This window comes from Paenibacillus sp. FSL R5-0519 (assembly GCF_037974275.1).
Classification (GTDB): Bacteria; Bacillota; Bacilli; order Paenibacillales; family Paenibacillaceae; genus Paenibacillus.
In genome coordinates this window covers 5,567,176-5,583,944 of record NZ_CP150234.1, presented here as the reverse complement: position 1 = coordinate 5,583,944, position 16,769 = coordinate 5,567,176, and the positions used below count along the sequence as shown (strand labels likewise).

At 46.6% G+C, this 16,769-nt stretch carries 14 protein-coding genes and 2 riboswitches; of the genes, 11 read left to right on the top strand and 3 right to left on the bottom strand.

Annotated elements, in window-relative coordinates; genetic code table 11:
• Positions 1 to 37: 37 nt before the first annotated feature.
• Together MKY73_RS25085 and MKY73_RS25080 are read right to left on the bottom strand one after the other, a co-directional pair.
• Positions 38 to 841, bottom strand: a complete 804-nt coding sequence (locus MKY73_RS25085) for an ABC transporter permease (protein WP_339303939.1) — start codon at positions 839 to 841, stop codon at positions 38 to 40.
• Positions 828 to 1,595 (bottom strand): ABC transporter ATP-binding protein, encoded by a 768-nt coding sequence (locus MKY73_RS25080; RefSeq protein ID WP_339303938.1) that lies wholly within the window; start codon positions 1,593 to 1,595, stop codon positions 828 to 830. Before MKY73_RS25080 ends, MKY73_RS25085 begins: the two co-directional genes overlap by 14 nt.
• 176 nt (positions 1,596 to 1,771) lie before the next feature.
• Positions 1,772 to 1,874: riboswitch (TPP riboswitch) on the bottom strand.
• Between the two features lie 153 nt (positions 1,875 to 2,027).
• On the opposite strand from MKY73_RS25080, the gene MKY73_RS25075 reads away from it, so the two are divergent.
• The 3 genes from MKY73_RS25075 (at position 2,028) to MKY73_RS25065 (ending at position 4,751) form a co-directional block, all read left to right on the top strand.
• Positions 2,028 to 2,738: an aspartate/glutamate racemase family protein gene (locus tag MKY73_RS25075; protein ID WP_339303937.1), complete on the top strand. Its 711-nt coding sequence runs from the start codon at positions 2,028 to 2,030 to the stop codon at positions 2,736 to 2,738.
• A 118-nt stretch (positions 2,739 to 2,856) separates the two neighbouring features.
• The gene (locus MKY73_RS25070) at positions 2,857 to 3,732 is read left to right on the top strand and encodes a radical SAM/SPASM domain-containing protein (protein WP_339303936.1); all 876 of its coding nucleotides are present in this window, start codon (positions 2,857 to 2,859) and stop codon (positions 3,730 to 3,732) included.
• Between the two features lie 350 nt (positions 3,733 to 4,082).
• A complete protein-coding gene (locus tag MKY73_RS25065) occupies positions 4,083 to 4,751 on the top strand; it encodes a pectate lyase (protein WP_339239716.1) in 669 nt (222 codons plus the stop codon).
• A gap of 185 nt (positions 4,752 to 4,936) precedes the next feature.
• On the opposite strand, the gene MKY73_RS25060 is transcribed toward MKY73_RS25065, so the two are convergent.
• Positions 4,937 to 5,890, bottom strand: coding sequence for a copper amine oxidase N-terminal domain-containing protein (locus tag MKY73_RS25060; RefSeq protein ID WP_339303935.1), 954 nt, complete (start codon positions 5,888 to 5,890; stop codon positions 4,937 to 4,939).
• Between the two features lie 166 nt (positions 5,891 to 6,056).
• A riboswitch (TPP riboswitch) is annotated at positions 6,057 to 6,167 on the top strand.
• A gap of 228 nt (positions 6,168 to 6,395) precedes the next feature.
• On the opposite strand from MKY73_RS25060, the gene MKY73_RS25055 reads away from it, so the two are divergent.
• The 8 genes from MKY73_RS25055 to MKY73_RS25020 all read left to right on the top strand — a co-directional run bounded on the left by MKY73_RS25055 (position 6,396) and on the right by MKY73_RS25020 (position 16,766).
• Positions 6,396 to 6,989, top strand: a complete 594-nt coding sequence (locus MKY73_RS25055) for an ECF transporter S component (protein WP_339303934.1) — start codon at positions 6,396 to 6,398, stop codon at positions 6,987 to 6,989.
• On the top strand, positions 6,990 to 8,567 hold the full coding sequence (locus MKY73_RS25050; RefSeq protein ID WP_339303932.1) for an ABC transporter ATP-binding protein: 1,578 nt from the start codon (positions 6,990 to 6,992) through the stop codon (positions 8,565 to 8,567). It begins immediately after the preceding gene.
• A complete protein-coding gene (locus MKY73_RS25045; protein ID WP_339303930.1) occupies positions 8,542 to 9,336 on the top strand; it encodes an energy-coupling factor transporter transmembrane component T in 795 nt (264 codons plus the stop codon). The genes MKY73_RS25050 and MKY73_RS25045 overlap by 26 nt, the downstream gene beginning before the upstream one ends.
• A 100-nt stretch (positions 9,337 to 9,436) precedes the next feature.
• The gene (locus MKY73_RS25040; protein ID WP_339303928.1) at positions 9,437 to 11,740 is read left to right on the top strand and encodes a PQQ-binding-like beta-propeller repeat protein; all 2,304 of its coding nucleotides are present in this window, start codon (positions 9,437 to 9,439) and stop codon (positions 11,738 to 11,740) included.
• A 131-nt stretch (positions 11,741 to 11,871) separates the two neighbouring features.
• Positions 11,872 to 12,681, top strand: a complete 810-nt coding sequence (locus MKY73_RS25035; RefSeq protein WP_339303926.1) for an ATP-binding cassette domain-containing protein — start codon at positions 11,872 to 11,874, stop codon at positions 12,679 to 12,681.
• Positions 12,678 to 13,349 carry a methionine ABC transporter permease gene (locus MKY73_RS25030; protein ID WP_339239730.1) on the top strand — a complete coding sequence of 224 codons (672 nt, stop codon included), beginning with the start codon at positions 12,678 to 12,680 and terminating at the stop codon, positions 13,347 to 13,349. The genes MKY73_RS25035 and MKY73_RS25030 overlap by 4 nt, the downstream gene beginning before the upstream one ends.
• An 83-nt stretch (positions 13,350 to 13,432) precedes the next feature.
• Positions 13,433 to 14,272 carry a MetQ/NlpA family ABC transporter substrate-binding protein gene (locus MKY73_RS25025; RefSeq protein ID WP_339258959.1) on the top strand — a complete coding sequence of 280 codons (840 nt, stop codon included), beginning with the start codon at positions 13,433 to 13,435 and terminating at the stop codon, positions 14,270 to 14,272.
• A gap of 496 nt (positions 14,273 to 14,768) precedes the next feature.
• Positions 14,769 to 16,766, top strand: coding sequence for a methyl-accepting chemotaxis protein (locus tag MKY73_RS25020; RefSeq protein WP_339303924.1), 1,998 nt, complete (start codon positions 14,769 to 14,771; stop codon positions 16,764 to 16,766).
• Positions 16,767 to 16,769 lie beyond the last annotated feature (3 nt).

The following is a 16,769-nucleotide window of genomic DNA, read 5'->3' as shown; positions in this document are numbered from 1 at the left end:
TGTAGTAACATCTAAATTCTCTCTACATTTTATCCAGCTATTTTTTCGCTTCATGGCGCCGAGTGCCAAAGCGTTTCTCCAGCCAGGCAATCAATATAAACAAAACGATCCCGAGCAGGGATAACAGCACAATAGCGGCGAACATCGCGTCCGTGTTCATGTTGCTGGACATGCGGCGGCTGAAGTATCCGAGACCTTTGCTGCCACCGAGCCATTCGCCTATCGTTGCACCAACCACGCAGTACACCACAGACATCTTTAGCCCCGAGAAGAAGGAGGGAAGTGCCAGTGGAACCTGGAGTTTGCGAAAAATATCCCACGTGCTGGCTCCCATGGTGAGCAGTAGTTCACGCTGCTCTGGATCGCCTTGGCGAAGTCCATCGTAGGTACTCACCACAATGGGAAAGAAGGCGATCAGGAACACCACCGCGACTTTGCTCCACAGCGTGTAGCCAAACCATAGGATGAAGACGGGGGACAGGGCAATCAACGGGATCGTCTGACTGATTACGATGAAGGGATATAACGCTTTTTCAATCGACCGATTCATATGCATACCAGTTGCAAGTGCAATTCCGGCACCAATGGACAAGCCAAAACCAACAACAACCTCCATCAAGGTAGCAGGCAGATGTGTAGCCAGCAGGAGGTGACGATGCTCATACAGGGAGTTGGCAATCGCCGTTGGGGCTGGAATGATGAAGGAGGGCACCCATCCCATACGCACAATCCACTCCCAGAAGACAAGCAGCAAGAGCAGGAGCCAAATAAACAGACCATAACGGTCAAGCCAACGCCTTACGTTATTCTTCATGCAGTTTCCCAAGTTATCCTCTCGCATGCAATTGTTCCTCCAGTCGTCGTCTCATCTGAACGAGCGCCGGTTCGTAGATCATGTCCGAATGTCTTGGACGTGGCAAAGGTACCATCAAATCTTGTAGCGGTTGGCCTTGGCTCCCCGGAGTTAACAGGATAATCCGATCACTGAGTAGCAGGGCCTCTTCAATATCATGCGTAATGAACAACACGGTTTTGCCCAGATCTTCCCACAGCTCCAGTAGCCAGCGATGCATCTCGCGTTTGGTTAAGGCATCGAGTGCGCCGAATGGTTCATCCAGCAGCATGAGATGGCCACCTGTCAACAAAGTACGAAGCAGTGCGACACGTTGGCGCATGCCACCCGACAGCTCGTCCGGGTAAGCATGCGCGTAGCCGGATAAGCCAAATCTGTCGAGCCCTGCCATTATGTCTGCGCGAATTTTTCCCTTATCATGTCGCCCTGGAGCAAGTTCAGCGGGGAGCATGCAATTCTCCATGACGGTTCGCCAGGATAACAGGAGGTCCTTTTGCGGCATGTAGGCCACCTGCCCCAGTCGCTTTCCTTCAGGGACCCAAGGAATTTCAATGGTTCCGTGGGTTGGCTCAAGCAGGCCTGCCAGCAGCTTGAAAAGGGTGCTTTTACCGGAGCCGCTGGAGCCGATGAGCGAGACGAATTCGCCGTTGGCTACACGCATCGACACATTGGAGAGCACGGGGGAATCCCTTTTTCCCGGGAAAGCGTAGCTCATGTTGTGAATGGTTATGTTATTATCCATCTCGTTCTGTTCCCCCTTGTTATTCCAAATTCAACTTCAAACTGCGGGATCTTTCATTACACCTGCTGATCTGCCCGCAGAACGCGAAAAAGACCCACCCATTTCCGGAGAAATGAGTGGGTCTGTAAGTTCAATTCACATTAAATTTCATCATCAACATGAAAAAATCCGCTTACTGAAAGGCCGCTCCACTTCCCTCCGCTGGTATGATCCAGATCAGGTTCAAAGGGTCCGAATCATTCGATTCGTCTCAGCCGTAAGGCTCCCCTAGTGCATTGTTCAAGATATGCAGTTGTGTGTTCAGCATATATCACATGCAAGTGGAATGTAAAGGGGGCCGTGGGTTTATTTAATGAAACAGATACGATACAATATCTACTGAATTTCTATACACTGCTTTCGGGATGTAATCAATGGAAGGGGAAGTGTAATATGAAAACGATTGGTCTTATTGGTGGAATGAGCTGGGAGTCATCGTTAGAATATTATCGAGTTATTAATGAAGAAGTGAAAAATAAATTGGGAGGATTGCATTCAGCCAAGTGCATTTTATATAGCGTGAATTTTGAAGAGGTCGAGCGTTATCAAGCTGAAGGTGATTGGGAAAGCGCTGGTGAATTATTAGGGAATGCTGCTCAGTCATTGGAAAAGGCAGGAGCAGAAATGATTGTAATTTGTACAAATACGATGCATAAAGTAATTAAACATATTGAAGAAAAAGTGACACTACCCATCGTACATATTGCTGATGCAACAGCAAATCAAATTCATAAGTCCCATATAAGTACGGTTGGTTTACTCGGCACGAAATATACGATGGAACAAGACTTTTATAAAAAACGAATTGAATTTAATGGTATTAAGGTTTTGATACCGAATGAAGAGGATAGAAAAGTTGTCAATAAAATAATATACGAGGAATTATGTTTAGGGAAAATTGAGCCCTTATCAAGGGATTATTATAAAAAGGTGATCCAAAGGCTGGTTGATGATGGAGCTGAGGGAATCATATTAGGTTGCACCGAAATTGGATTATTAGTAAAAGTAGAGGATTCAGAAGTTCCCTTATTTGATACAACATATATCCATGCGATTGAATCTGTTCATTTGGCACTAGCCAAATCATTTGACTCAACCCGATAAACCCGTTCTCTGATTTACCTTGGCTCATGAACTCGATATAATAGGGATGGGCCGTACAGGCCGGATCACAAAATGCAGGTGGGATTGTTCTCCCTCCTAGGCAGAATGGGGACCCAAGTTGAAAACGTTCAAAAAAGTATATATTGAGATCACAAGTATCTGCAATCTGGCTTGCAGCTTCTGTCCGCAGACACAGCGTGCCAAAGGATTCATTGACCCTGAAGTCTTCAACAATATACTGGAACAAGTTAAACCACATACCAATCATATTTATCTACATGTCAAAGGCGAACCCTTGCTGCATCCCAAAATAGATCTGCTGCTTGATTCCGCACATGAGAAGGGACTCAAGGTGAACATTACAACGAATGGTACCCTGCTGCCCAAGACTCAGCATAAACTGCTTGGAAAACCGGCGCTGCGGCAGATGAATTTCTCTCTGCACAGCTTTGACGGGCATGAAGGTTCAACCGACCGTGACGGATATCTGAGCAACATTCTGTCTTTTGTACATGAGGCGGTGAAACACAATGTCATCATCTCATTCCGGCTATGGAATCTGACGCAGGATAACTTCACGAATGCTCAGATGAATCGTAATCGGGAGACCCTAGAAGTGCTGGAACGTGAGTTCAATCTGGATTTTCACATTGAGGAAAAAGTCGTCCCAGGCAGTGGGGTCAAAATTGCCCCGAATGTATACCTGAATCAGGATCATGAGTTCCAGTGGCCAAGTCTGGATGCACCTGAAGATGACGGCAAAGGCTTCTGCCACGCATTGCGTAGTCAGGCGGCTGTGCTAGTGGATGGAACAGTGGTTCCATGCTGTCTCGATGGCGAGGGTGTGATTAACCTGGGTAATGTGCACGAGAAGTCATTCTCGGAGATCATTGAAGGGGAGCGAGCGAACAATCTGGTATATGGCTTTTCCAAACGGGAAGCTGTGGAAGAGTTGTGTCGAAAGTGCGGTTATCGTCAGAGGTTTGGAGCCTGACATCTTATATCAGCAAGCTGGAAGCCATTCAAGATCACACATTTGAAAGACAAATGTAGTGATCTTTCTTGTTTACTGGGGATTAAAGTCAGAGGTACTTACGTTACATATGAGCATACCAGAGGTTGATATCAGCATATTGTTCAAAGTTCCTGACTTGCAAAAAATGCCGATATAACAGGCATTATGCGATGTCAGGATATATCTGATCTAATGATTATTCTAGTTACCTTCCTTATTTGGTAAGATTAGGTTGTGAGTTGGGCAGAGGTGCACCTCTGGCGAACTTTCAGTACAAGCCCAGGCTTGTACACGATCCAATAACGAGAGAATAAGGGAGGAATAAAGTAATGAAAAAAATGTTGACGTTGTTGTTGTCGGCTGGTTTGGTTGCTTCCATATTTGGTGCGGTTCCGGCTGCTGCTGCGCCTACAGTTGTTAATTCAACGATTATTGTTCCAGCGGGAACAACTTATGACGGTCAAGGCAAAACATTTGTAGCCAATCCTTCCACATTGGGTGATGGGTCTCAAGCAGAGAATCAGAAACCGGTATTTCGTCTGGAGGCAGGGGCTACGCTCAAAAATGTAAATATCGGATACCCTGCTGCCGATGGTGTTCACTGTTATGGTAACTGTAATATATCAAATGTAGTCTGGGAGGATGTGGGTGAGGATGCACTCACATTGAAGTCGGCCGGAACGGTCAACATTACCGGCGGTGCGGCGTATAAGGCCTATGATAAAGTATTCCAGATCAATGCAGCCGGAACGATTAACATCAAAAATTTCCGTGCAGATGATATCGGCAAGCTGGTACGTCAAAATGGTGGAACGACCTTCGCAGTTAACATGACGCTGGATAACTCCAATATTTCCAATGTGAAAGATGCTATTATGCGTACAGATAGCAGTGTATCTCAAGGGAAAATTACGAATACGCGCTATTCCAAAGTGCCAACTCTGTTCAAGGGATTTGCTTCAGGTAAAACCAGTCAATCCGGCAATGTCCAATATTAAACAGAGGATGAATCACTGGAGTTGATAAACGTGTAAGCTCCACTTGTGATTGGAAGGAAGTTGGAATATAACGTAAAAAAAGAGCGTCCCAAGGTCATTGCCACACTGACCTTTAGAGACGCTCTTTGTAATGCTAATGTCATAGTATTGTTTTGTTGAGCCATATGTCATATTGGAGGCTCAAATTATTTTTCTCCCGGAACTTCAACGATGACTTTGCCTTTTTCGGGAACATCAGAACCGGTATCAATGGAGCCCGATTTGTTCATGATCTCGTAGGAGGTTTCTTCAAGCATGCGAGAGTATTTAAATGATACGAGTGTTTGACCTGCTACGGAAGGACGAGTTCCTGCTTCAGCGACGGCTTTGGTTTTAATAAAGAACAGGTCACCGACGGTTCCGGCATTATTGCTGATGTTGGCCTGCCATTGCAGCAGGGCACTTCCATTTTTGTGGATATAATAACTGACCAGATCGTTGTCCTCGATAACGAAGAAACGATCCTTTTTGCCTTGTTCAAAAATGTATTTAATGGATGAATCCACCGGACCCAGAGGGGTGCGAATATCAAGGCGGGCTTGTCCCAGTTCAGAGAAGCGTGGCAGATGAAGTGCGGCTTCACGCGCCACAGTCAGATCGGAACTGTTATATTCTTTTACAAGAGTAGCATCGGTAGTGTAAATGTAAGCTTCCTTGGCCTTCTGGTTCCACTGCACCTTGGCACCAAAAGCTTCACCGATGGCACGGAGCGGAAGCATCGCTTTGCCATTCACGAGAATCGGCGCTGAAGACAATGTCGCACTTTGGGCATTTTTCTTCATTGTTTTGCTGTTTGGTGTAAGGATATACTTATCACTGCCTGTGCTAATGCTGATCTCTTTGGTTTTGTTATTGTAGCCAAACGTATAGTTGCCGAGGAATTGAAGCTCAGTCAATGCCACGTACGTAACCCCCTGCCGTATGACAACATCATATTGAGCTTTAACATTGTTAATATAGGCTGTCGGATTAGGTTTAGTTGCAGCGGCTTCCGCCACAGTGGATGAGAGTAAGGCAGGTGCCGTGCCTGCGGTGAGTATCGAAGCGGCAAGAATCATTTTCCATGTTTTAACCTGCCAAACAGAGTTGTACTTTTTCATTATTATCCATCTCCCTTCTAGCATTTAAGACGCATTACATAACCTAAATGTTGCATATTATGGAAAGAAAATTTTCAGATATCTCCCTTCCCATTACCCCATACGAAGCATGATGACTTTCTGGGGATTGTCACAAATACCCATCTGATGTACATTAGAAGCAATGAAATAAGTGAACCGGGAGCTCAATGAAGTTGGGCTGAGAGAGTGGCCTTGTGCCGCTGACCGTACATCTGATCTGGGTAATGCCAGCGTAGAGAACATGGATTTGCAGTATGTAAGGGTGAAGTGTAGGAATGAACGTGGATGAACAACAGACCTTTTTGAACTGTGGTGGTGTATCTGCCAGGGCGGAGAGGAATGGTTGATATTCCGTATTTTTGACATCCACCCAATACATCATTGTGAGGATTGTATACTGCGTGTTAGGCCTGCCCGGAACCGGGGAGGCTTTTTCGTTTATTTTTACAACCCCCACAGGGAACAAAGGAAGGACGTAGAGAACATGGCAACAACAACAGGCAACAAACGATTGAAATTAACGGATATTCTGGTAACCATCGTAATCGCAGTGGTGTTTGGGGTGATTTACAAGATATGGGGGCCTACGTATGACTTGATGAAACCATTCGGCGTTCATGCGGAGCAGATGATCTACGGCATGTGGTTTATGGCGGGCACGTTTGCTTTTGTTATCATTCGTAAACCAGGCGTGGCTATCTTGGCCGAGGTTGCGGCTTCAACGGTAAGTGCTTTTCTGGGCAGTGAATGGGGCATGTCCACACTTGTGTATGGTCTGTTGCAAGGGTTGGGAGCCGAGATCTTCTTCGCCGCATTCCTGTATCGTAAAACCAATCTGTTTGTCACTTGTCTTGCAGCAATTGGAGCCGCAGCGGCCTCGCTTGTGCTGGATTATCAGTATGGCTATATCGATTCACTCTCGGCCTGGAATTATACGTTATTCATTGGATTCCGCTTCATCGGAAGCATCCTGATTGCAGGCGTGTTCGCATATTATCTCGCCAAAGCATTGGAATTGACCGGTGTAACACGCTCCCTCAGACCGGTATCCAAACAGGATTATGAGGCGCTGGATTAGATGAACGGAGAGGGGAATCCGCAAGCGGTAAGTGTGACGAATCTAAGAAGCAAGTTCCCGGGAGAGAAAGCCTTGGTATTTCAAGGCTTGTCTCTTTCTGTGCGTCAAGGCGAGAAAGTGCTATTGCTCGGCCCAAGTGGCTCCGGTAAATCGACGTTATTGCAAATATTGAGTGGTCTGATACCACGTTCGGTTGAGATCCCGATGAAATGTGATGATATTCTGGTTCCCGCCAAAGCAGGAGTGATCTTCCAAGATCCGGATACCCAATTCTGTATGTCCTATACGGATGAAGAGATCGCATTTGTTCTGGAGAATCGGAATATTCCGCGTGAAAAGATGCCGGCGCTGATTGAATACTATCTGCAACAAGTGGGGTTATGCTTGGAACAGAATCGTGTATTGATCCAGTCCATGTCTCAGGGGATGAAGCAACGTCTTGCGATTGCTTCGATGCTTGCCATGGACCCGGAGGTATTGTTTTTGGATGAGCCCACTGCACTGCTGGATGATGAGGGTACTTCCCAAGTGTGGGACACCGTTAGACGGATTGCCAGTGACAAAACGATCATCATCGTTGAACACAAAATAAACGAGATTGTAGATATGGTCAACCGCATCATTGTGTTATCAACTGAAGGGAAGATTGTGGCGGATGGGCCAGCACAGCAGGTATTTACGGATGAACGGGGCAAGTTGCAGGCTTATGGAATCTGGTATCCAGGCGTGTGGGAAGAGCATGAGCAGGAGAGGGCAACGAAGGAAGAAAAGGAAAATATGACTGGTGACTATCTAGTCAGTGAAAATCAGGGCTTTCGGAGCCTGGAAGGACGGCAATCGTTTGGCTTATCCGATGCAACGGGGAGATTACCCCTAGCTCACGTCTCATCCTTATCGTCTGTATCGTCGTCACATCGGCCTGTACTGGACTTGCAGCAGTTCACCGGATGGCGTGGAAAAACACCTTTCATTCAGGTGGAACAGGCCAAGGTATGGCACGGAGATTGGATTGGTATTGTCGGAGCCAATGGAGCTGGCAAGAGTTCATTGTTGTTATCTCTGATGAATATTCTGAAAACAACAGGTCATTATGAGGTGCACGGTCAGCCTTCTGGCAAAACGGAACAGCTTGCAGATCAGATTGCGTTTGTCTTTCAGAACCCGGAGTTTCAATTTGTAACCAACACCGTGGCGGAAGAAGTGGAATTCTCATTGCTGGGGGGCAGGCTTACAACGGAAGAAAGACATGCCAGGACGGATCATATGCTGAATCAATTTGGACTAATCGACTTGTCCGAGCGCCACCCCTATCAATTATCAATGGGACAGAAACGACGTTTGAGTGTGGCCTCTGCATTGGTCAGAGAGCAGCGAATTCTGTTGCTGGATGAACCCACATTCGGACAGGATGCCCGCAATACATTCGCCATGTTGGCACAACTGGAGCAACTGCGGCGTGAAGGAACAGCTATCGTTATGGTTACCCATGATCGTGAAATTGTAAAAAGATATTGCACCCGAATCTGGACGGTAGATGAAGGGAGGTTGTCTGATGCAGCTGTCGTTTCCTCATCGTGAAACCTGGCTTCATGCCGTCAATCCTGGATTGAAGATGATTATTCTGACGATAATGTTTGTCATCGTTATCCTTATTCACAATCTGAATGTGATGGCCAACGTTGCGATAGCGATGATGCTGTTGCTGGGCTGGACAGGGCACCCGTGGTACAGATTGATCCTGTACGCATCACCGTTCATCCTGGTGTTTATCTCCACATCTACAGGCATGATGATGTTTGGTAAGGGGGAGACCACATGGTATAAGTGGGGATTGATACACATTACGGAAGAGAGCTTTTATCGCGGATTACATCTGGGATTTCGCTCGCTGAGCATGGCAGCCGCTGGGTTACTCTTTGGTCTTACGACCAAGCCGATACGGCTGTTTTATTCCCTGATGCAGCAGTGGAAGCTTCCTGCAAAATATGCCTATAGCTTTCTGGCCGCGATGCGCATGATCCCCATTTTGCTGGATGAATTCCAGACGCTCCGTTACGCTATTCGTATTCGTGGAACAATGCAGCGCGGTTCGCACTGGAACGTGTATGGTACACTCAAGCGTTATGCTATTCCTCTGCTGGCACAGAGCATTCGCCGTGCACAGCGAATGGCGGTAGCGATGGAAGCGAAGGGATTCACGGATGGGGCGAGCCGAACGTATTACATTCAGATGGGCTATTCCCGAGCTGATCTGTGGTTTGTATTTTATTATATCCTCACCTTAACAGCTGCTTATTACATTGGGATCACCTTTCCTTATCATGCTACGATGGTAGATGTAAGGTAATACTGGGAGATAGAGAGAAATATATTGAGGTAAACGGTAACTTTTTCCTTCGCACAACGTCTATATGGAAATAACTTCTAATGGATGGGGATGAACGAGAGTGAAGACGGGTCCTGACTGGCAGGGAATGGGGTACAAGTGGATGACCATGACTGGATTATCAGCTGTACTGTTGATGGGATGGATGCTGCTGGATTCACAAAAGGTAGTGCTTGGAGGACAAGCTTCGGTTACAACGCCCCAAGCTTTGGGAGCAAGTCCCCAAGCCTTATCAACAAAGTTGGCTTATAAACAAGGAGAATCCGTTACGCTCATGAATGATATTCCCCTGTTTCAAAACAGGAGGGACAGCAGTGTGGCTCCTGACCAAATGAAGATTGAATACTATACAACAAAAAACGAGAAGTATAGGTTGGCATCGGTTCGAGGCGAGTGGTTGCAGCTTAAGTCATCCGATCATGGAGACTTCTGGCTGCCAAGTTGGTATGCAATGAAGGAGAGCAGAAGCATGACGGAAACAGCTCCGCAAAGTCTCACCCTTCAATCGGGCAGCAAGCTGTATCTGGCTCCAGACAGTGCTACAACCTGGACTTTTGAGAAAGCGTTAACAAGTAAAGCTGTTATTGTTGCAAAGTGGAAAGGATGGTATGGCGTCTCCATTGCTCCACGAACCTGGAGTAAAGAATCCTCCACGTATCGGCCAGGACTCTTCTGGATCAAGGCAGAGGCTCTAGAGCAGAGGAAGAATGTGGCTGATGGTTGGTTCCAACAGAATACATCGCTACCGACTTCGGTTATTCGTCATTTGACGGATATTAAGCTGAACAAGGCAACCACCTCCAAACAAGTGGCTGGGTGGTTAGGCAAACCGGATTGGAAAGAGAGTTCAAGCAATTTGAATGATACCGGCTATGAAATGAATATTGGGCAGACCTGGAGATACGAGCGGGAAGATGCACAATTTCTGGTCACATTCAACAAGAATGGCAGACTGGTCAGAACACGCTGGAATTTAGCACAGGATAATCGAAATGCTGTCGTTTCCGATTGGAACATCAGTCGGGCGGATGAAACTGGGTTCACAACAAAAATCTATGGCACAACGCTGCCGACGACAATCCCTTGGAAATCGGTATGGACCAATCAGGGGGATATCAACTATACCTTTTTGCAAGCAGCTACAGATGATGTTCTCCTGATGAAAGGGGATGACGGTGGGTTTAGTGGGTTTCATTATGAGAGTTCAGCATACGCACTTGACCGACATTCCGGCAAGAAATTATGGGAGATTAACGCGGGATATGGAAGACAGCAGGTAGAGGTGGATGCAGAGCGCAGATATGTTACAATCTACACCGATTATGACCCTGACAAGAAAAAATACGTGGATCGTATTCGTCATCTGGACTTGAAGAACGGACAGGTCACTTGGACGTATAATCCTAAGCAGAAATTCAGACTGAATGGCATCACCGCTGCGAAGAACGTTGTGGTTGTGGATAGCCCCGTTGTGGAGGGTTCAAGCAACAGTTGGTTGACGGTTCTGGACAGTGCAAACGGAAAAACATTGTGGACGCGAAAACTGGCTACGGGTTATGAATTATTGAACAAGAGTGCAGATGACCCTTATGTGTTGTATTGGGAAAAGAATGAACTGGTTGCAGCTGATCCTCGATCAGGGCGAACCGTATGGAGCTTGAAGGCCAAACGATCCACCATAGAACAATTTGTGAATAATCCATATTTTGATGGAATTGAACGTCTTGATCCCTTTACAACCAGGAATGCTGAAAGATGGCTATCATTAGATAATCAGTGGCTGCTGCTTGATCTGAACACGGGGAAAAAACTTGCACAATTTCCTGCACAGGCAGGACAAAGATTTGAAGAGCTGAATGATGGCATGCTGTTGATCCGTGAGAACAAAAACGGCGATCATTACGGAGAGTATAAAGATTTTACAACTACCCTGTACGATGCCAGGACAGGCAAAACACGGTGGACACTCAAGGGCAACATTGAACGAGGACTGGTGGAAGAGGATCAGTTGTATGTGATTAAAAATGGTTACCCCGCGGCTTTGAATTATGATACGGGGGAGACGCGTTGGAATGCCAAAGATACGATTGCCACTCTCAGGTATCCCACGAATCAGGGGAGCTATCTGGTCATTGATGATCAGTTGCTGCTGCCCATGGATGAGAATTGGTTGGTATTGAATAAAAACAATGGAGCCTTGTTAGGTCGTGTACATGACGTGGCGATGGGAAACCCGGAGCATCGCGACCGGGATGCGAAGAACGGAATGATCAACCGGATCGGCAATGAAGTGTATGTGGGTTCGTCCAACGGACGTTTTCGCGTGTATGAAGCCAGCCGCCTTCAGGAGGCAATCTCACCTTAAAAGCTTGTCTCATCAGGGATGTTGATTTATTATAAATGAACAGGATTGCTCGCGCTCCGGTTATCGGCTGTGCGGGCTTTCTTCATGTGTTCTTGAAGAACCATGCATGATCATTCACGGGAGGACTCTCCATGATCTCATTATATGGTGTAAGCAAACGTTATAACGAGCGCGGTTCCCGTGCAGATCAGGGATTCGAAGCGTTAAGCTCGGTGTCGCTCGAAGTGGGACAAGGCGAAATTCACGGCATCATCGGTTCGAGTGGCGCAGGCAAATCCACGCTTCTGCGGATGCTCAATGGTCTGGAAAAGCCGGATGAGGGTGAGGTTGTTGTGAATGGGCAGCACCTGACCCAGATGAGTGAGCGCACTTTGCGTCTGGCACGAAGGTCCATTGGCATGATCTTTCAGCACTTCAATCTGGTCAGTAATCGGACGGTGAGTGGCAATGTCTGTATGCCGCTGGAACTGGCCGGGATGTCCCGTACACAGCGAGTCGAGCGTGGACTTGAGGTGCTTAGGTTTGTTGGACTGGAAGACAAGGCAGATCAATATCCTGCTCAGCTTAGCGGAGGACAGAAGCAACGTGTGGCGATTGCACGCGCACTCGCCAGTCGTCCGGATGTGCTGCTCTGTGATGAACCTACCTCTTCGCTTGATCCACAGACTACGAATGGCATACTGGATGTGCTACGTCATATCAATGAAACGCTGGGCGTGACCATTGTCGTCGTGACGCATGAGATGGAAGTGGCTCGTAGACTATGTCACAGGGTATCCGTCATGAAGGATGGGCGACTCGTACGAACATTGACTGAAGCGGAAGTGAGCAGTATTCCCGCTCCGCAGCCGGATCTGCTGACCTCCTTGCTTGCGGGTGAGGAATATGGGATGGCAGGTTCGTCTTTGTTCCGTCAGACAGAACTGGGGGACAAGTCATGAGGTTACCTGAATCTGTACTGAAGTATCAGCATGAGATATGGCAAGCGATCGGAGAGACTTTTGTCATGGTAGGCATTTCCATTGCAGCGGCTGTTCTGATCGGGTTACCTCTGGGTACACTTCTGTACTTATTCCGGAGAGGACAACGGTATCAGAATCAAACGTTGTCTTTTGTACTCGGCAGTATCGTCAACATCATTCGTTCGTTTCCGTTCTTACTGCTGGTTGTCTTCATGATTCCATTCACACGAATCGTCGTTGGAACGTCCATCGGTACACTGGCGGCAACCGTTCCACTCTCAGTCATTGCGATTGCTTACTATGCCAGACTCGTGGAACAAGCGTTGCTGGATGTACCGAAGGGCGTGGTTGAAGCTGCATCATCCATGGGGGCATCAACGATGCAGCTCGTGGTGAAATTCCTGTATGTGGAGGCACGATCTGGCCTTGTACTGGGACTCACCACAGCTACGATTAGCTTTATCTCCTACTCGACGGTGATGGGCATTGTAGGTGGCGGCGGGGTTGGAGATTTTGCCATTCGCTACGGTTATCAGCGCTTCGAAACGGAGATCATGGTATTTACGATCATCATTATGATTATCCTGGTACAGATGATCCAATTCACAGGCAGCAGATTGTCCCGCTGGCTGGATCGCAGATCCTGAGCGTAGTGACACGGTACATGATTGAAGAAAGTGCAGTAACAAGGAAGACCAATACAGATTATATGATGAGGGGTAGACATACAATGAAAGCAAAAATGATGCTTATGTTGCTTGCAGTAATGCTTGTCGTAGCTGCTTGTGGCAAAAAAGAAGAAACACCTGCGGCTGAAGGAACGAAAGAAGATACACAAGCTGCACAAGAGGTTACGCTGAAAGTGGCCACATTAATTCCGCCAATGACAGACGTACTGGATATTGTTAAACCACTCTTGAAGGAAGATGGCGTCAATCTGGAAGTTGTTGTATTGTCGGATAACGTTCAACCGAATACAGCACTCGCGAACAAGGAAGTAGATGCAAACTTCTTCCAACACGTGCCTTACATGAATCAATATAATGAAGCAAACAATGCGAACCTGGTGCCCGTGCAGCCCATCTATAATGCTATCTACGGCGGCTACTCCAAAAAGTACAAAACGATTGAGGAATTGCCAGAAGGTGCAACGATCGCCATTGCGAACGATCCTTCCAACATTGGTCGCTCTCTTGTGATGCTGGAGCAGAACGGATTGATTAAGCTGAAAGAAGGCGTAGGTTTTAACGCTACACAGGCAGATATCACCGAGAATACGAAGAACTTCAAGTTTGAGGAAGTGGACTTGTTGATGCTTGCACGCATGATGGATGACGCTGATCTGGTAGCCATGACACCTGCTTATGCCAGTCCGCTCGGTCTTACACCGAAAAAAGATGCACTGTTAACCGAGAAGGATGATTCCCATTTTGCGATCACCCTGGTTGCCCGTGAAGATAATAAGGACTCCGAAGCGATCCAGAAGCTGGCTAAACGTATGGCGGGCCCAGAGGTCAAAGCCTTCTTCGAAGAGAAATATGCAGATATCGCTATCCCGGCATTTAAATAGAGAATACGTGGGAACAACGTGAATAGCCTTAAGATCTAAGCGATAACGCTTGGATCTTTTTTTTTGTCCTCACGTGCTTATTAACAAGTATTTAGAAAGTTAACAATTAGGTCATATCCCCGGAACATTTTATTTAATAGTTTTTTTGTATAATTTGTTTGAAAATAGTTCTTTAGAATTATAAATTAAGAGATTTTATTGTATTTTCGAGCGTGAAAAATGTCTTTTACAAGAATGGAGACCTAGTTTTTAGAAAGATGGTTTACACTCTATGAGAGCTATATAAGAGCTATATAAGTTGTATTAATCATTTACACGAAAACGGAGAGGACAGAAAAAATTGAAAAAGCGAAGCGGTTGCCTAAAAGCTTTCTGAAAGAAAGCTGCATCGGAAGCATAGGCTATTACCGGATTTCCCCTAAAAAAGGGTATTAAAAAAATCTGGGATAACAGTGATTGGAAGGTTGTAAAATTAATCTGGAAGAGGTAGAGAAATTTGTCCCAAAACAATAGTAAACCGACCTGGTTCAACAAGATACATAAGAGCTTTAAGGCAAAGCTGGTGGTGTCCTTTATTGCTTTCCTGGCCATTCCTTCGTTAAGTATTGGAGTCTTATCGTATAACAGTGCCAAAGGTGAAGTAGAGAAGCAAATTTTACATAGTGCGATGGAAAACGTGAACCTTGCCAGTGCGACGATTGATCTCTCAATCAATGCCAAACGGAATCATATTGAATACTATGCCAAAACACTTGCAGAGCAATTAAGACAGGAAGATGCCGAGGTTCGGGTTGTGAACGAATTGAAGGGGTATGCTGCGCAGAACACAGACATCATCACCATAGGTGTGGGCACAGAGGCAGGTGTGTATCTCATGTCCTCTGATGCGGAGATGCCTGAAGATTATGATCCGCGAACCAGACCATGGTACACGGAAGCCATGGGAACTCCACAGCAGGTGATTGTTACAGATCCCTATATATCTGCTGAGACAAAAGAGATCACCATTACGATTGCAAAGGCATTGGAAGACCAATCGGGTGTGGTCCAGCTGGATCTCGATCTGTCGGACATTAGCCAATTGGTTAGCGGAATTAAAGTTGGAGAGCAAGGGCATCTGATTCTGCTGGATGCCAGTGAAAAGTATATCTATCATCCGACAATGCAACCTGGAACAGATGCAACAGAAGATTTTTGGACACAAGTGTATACGAACGAATCTGGTAACTTTAGATATACCTTTGATCAGATGGATAAGGTCATGTATTACGCTACGAATGCATCCACGGGATGGAAGGTCGCTGGCACCATGTTCTCCTCTGAAGTAGAGGATGCTGCTGCGCCCATTTTGAATCGAACGATTATGGTAATTGTTGCTTTTCTCGTCATCGGAATGTTGATCATCTGGCTGGTGATGCGATCGATTGTTAAACCGATTCGTCAGTTGAAGGTTCAGGCGATTCAGGTGAGTGAAGGAGATCTAACCCAGACGATTACAAGTACAAGTAATGATGAGATTGGTGAACTGAGTGAAGCATTTGGCAAAATGCAGAGCAACCTGCGTGACTTAATCCAAAATGTGGAGAACAGCGCCAATCAGGTCGTTATCTCATCGGATGAAATGACTCAGAGTGCGGAATCAACCAGTGCAGCCAGTGAGCAAGTAGCACGAGCTATTCAGGAAATTGCGAGTGGCGCAGAGAAACAGACCCAGGGAATTGAACATAACCATCAGGCCATGAATGAAATCACGATTGGCATTACAAGGATCGCCGAACGTTCCATACATGTTGCTGATTTGGCTAAACATACAACCCTACAAGCGGAAGAAGGCGGCAACACCGTCAAACAGACGGTGAGTCAGATGCAATCGATTCAAGAGACGGTAGAACAAACAAACCTGATGATTCAGGCGTTATATGAACGATCACACCAAATTTCAGCGATCACGGAGTTAATCGGAAACATCGCCAAACAGACAAACCTGCTCGCACTGAACGCATCCATCGAAGCTGCTCGTGCAGGTACACATGGCAATGGATTCGCCGTTGTAGCAGCAGAGGTTCGCAAGTTGGCAGAGCAATCCGGGCAGTCTGTCAATGAAATTACCGTGCTGACTACGGCGGTACAGGAAGATATGGCTGCTTCCGTTCGCATGATGGAAAAGGTAACTTCAGAGGTGGGAGAGGGCATGGAGATCTCTACAGAAGCGATTCGAAAGTTTGAACGCATTCTGGATAGCATGCGTGAAACGACACCTCAGATTGAAGAGATTGCAGCTACGTCACAAGAGATTACAGCAGGTGTACAGGAAGTATCTGCTGTATCCAATGAGTTGGCTGGCATTGCGTCAGGCAACGCTGCAACTTCCGAAGAAGTGGCCGCTTCCTCAGAGGAGCAGCTGGCAGCGATGGAGCAGATTTCTGCCTCGACTCGTGGCTTGTCTACCATGGCGGAAGAGCTGCAGCACCTGATTAGACAGTTTAAGTATTAATCG

Coding starts and splice junctions, on each gene's coding strand:
- MKY73_RS25050 (WP_339303932.1), top strand. CDS start 6,990: ATGAACGGAGAGGGGAATCCGCAAGCGGTAAGTGTGACGAATCTAAGA.
- MKY73_RS25080 (WP_339303938.1), bottom strand. CDS start 1,595: ATGGATAATAACATAACCATTCACAACATGAGCTACGCTTTCCCGGGA.
- MKY73_RS25025 (WP_339258959.1), top strand. CDS start 13,433: ATGAAAGCAAAAATGATGCTTATGTTGCTTGCAGTAATGCTTGTCGTA.
- MKY73_RS25055 (WP_339303934.1), top strand. CDS start 6,396: ATGGCAACAACAACAGGCAACAAACGATTGAAATTAACGGATATTCTG.
- MKY73_RS25065 (WP_339239716.1), top strand. CDS start 4,083: ATGAAAAAAATGTTGACGTTGTTGTTGTCGGCTGGTTTGGTTGCTTCC.
- MKY73_RS25075 (WP_339303937.1), top strand. CDS start 2,028: ATGAAAACGATTGGTCTTATTGGTGGAATGAGCTGGGAGTCATCGTTA.
- MKY73_RS25035 (WP_339303926.1), top strand. CDS start 11,872: ATGATCTCATTATATGGTGTAAGCAAACGTTATAACGAGCGCGGTTCC.
- MKY73_RS25060 (WP_339303935.1), bottom strand. CDS start 5,890: ATGAAAAAGTACAACTCTGTTTGGCAGGTTAAAACATGGAAAATGATT.
- MKY73_RS25030 (WP_339239730.1), top strand. CDS start 12,678: ATGAGGTTACCTGAATCTGTACTGAAGTATCAGCATGAGATATGGCAA.
- MKY73_RS25085 (WP_339303939.1), bottom strand. CDS start 841: ATGCGAGAGGATAACTTGGGAAACTGCATGAAGAATAACGTAAGGCGT.
- MKY73_RS25045 (WP_339303930.1), top strand. CDS start 8,542: ATGCAGCTGTCGTTTCCTCATCGTGAAACCTGGCTTCATGCCGTCAAT.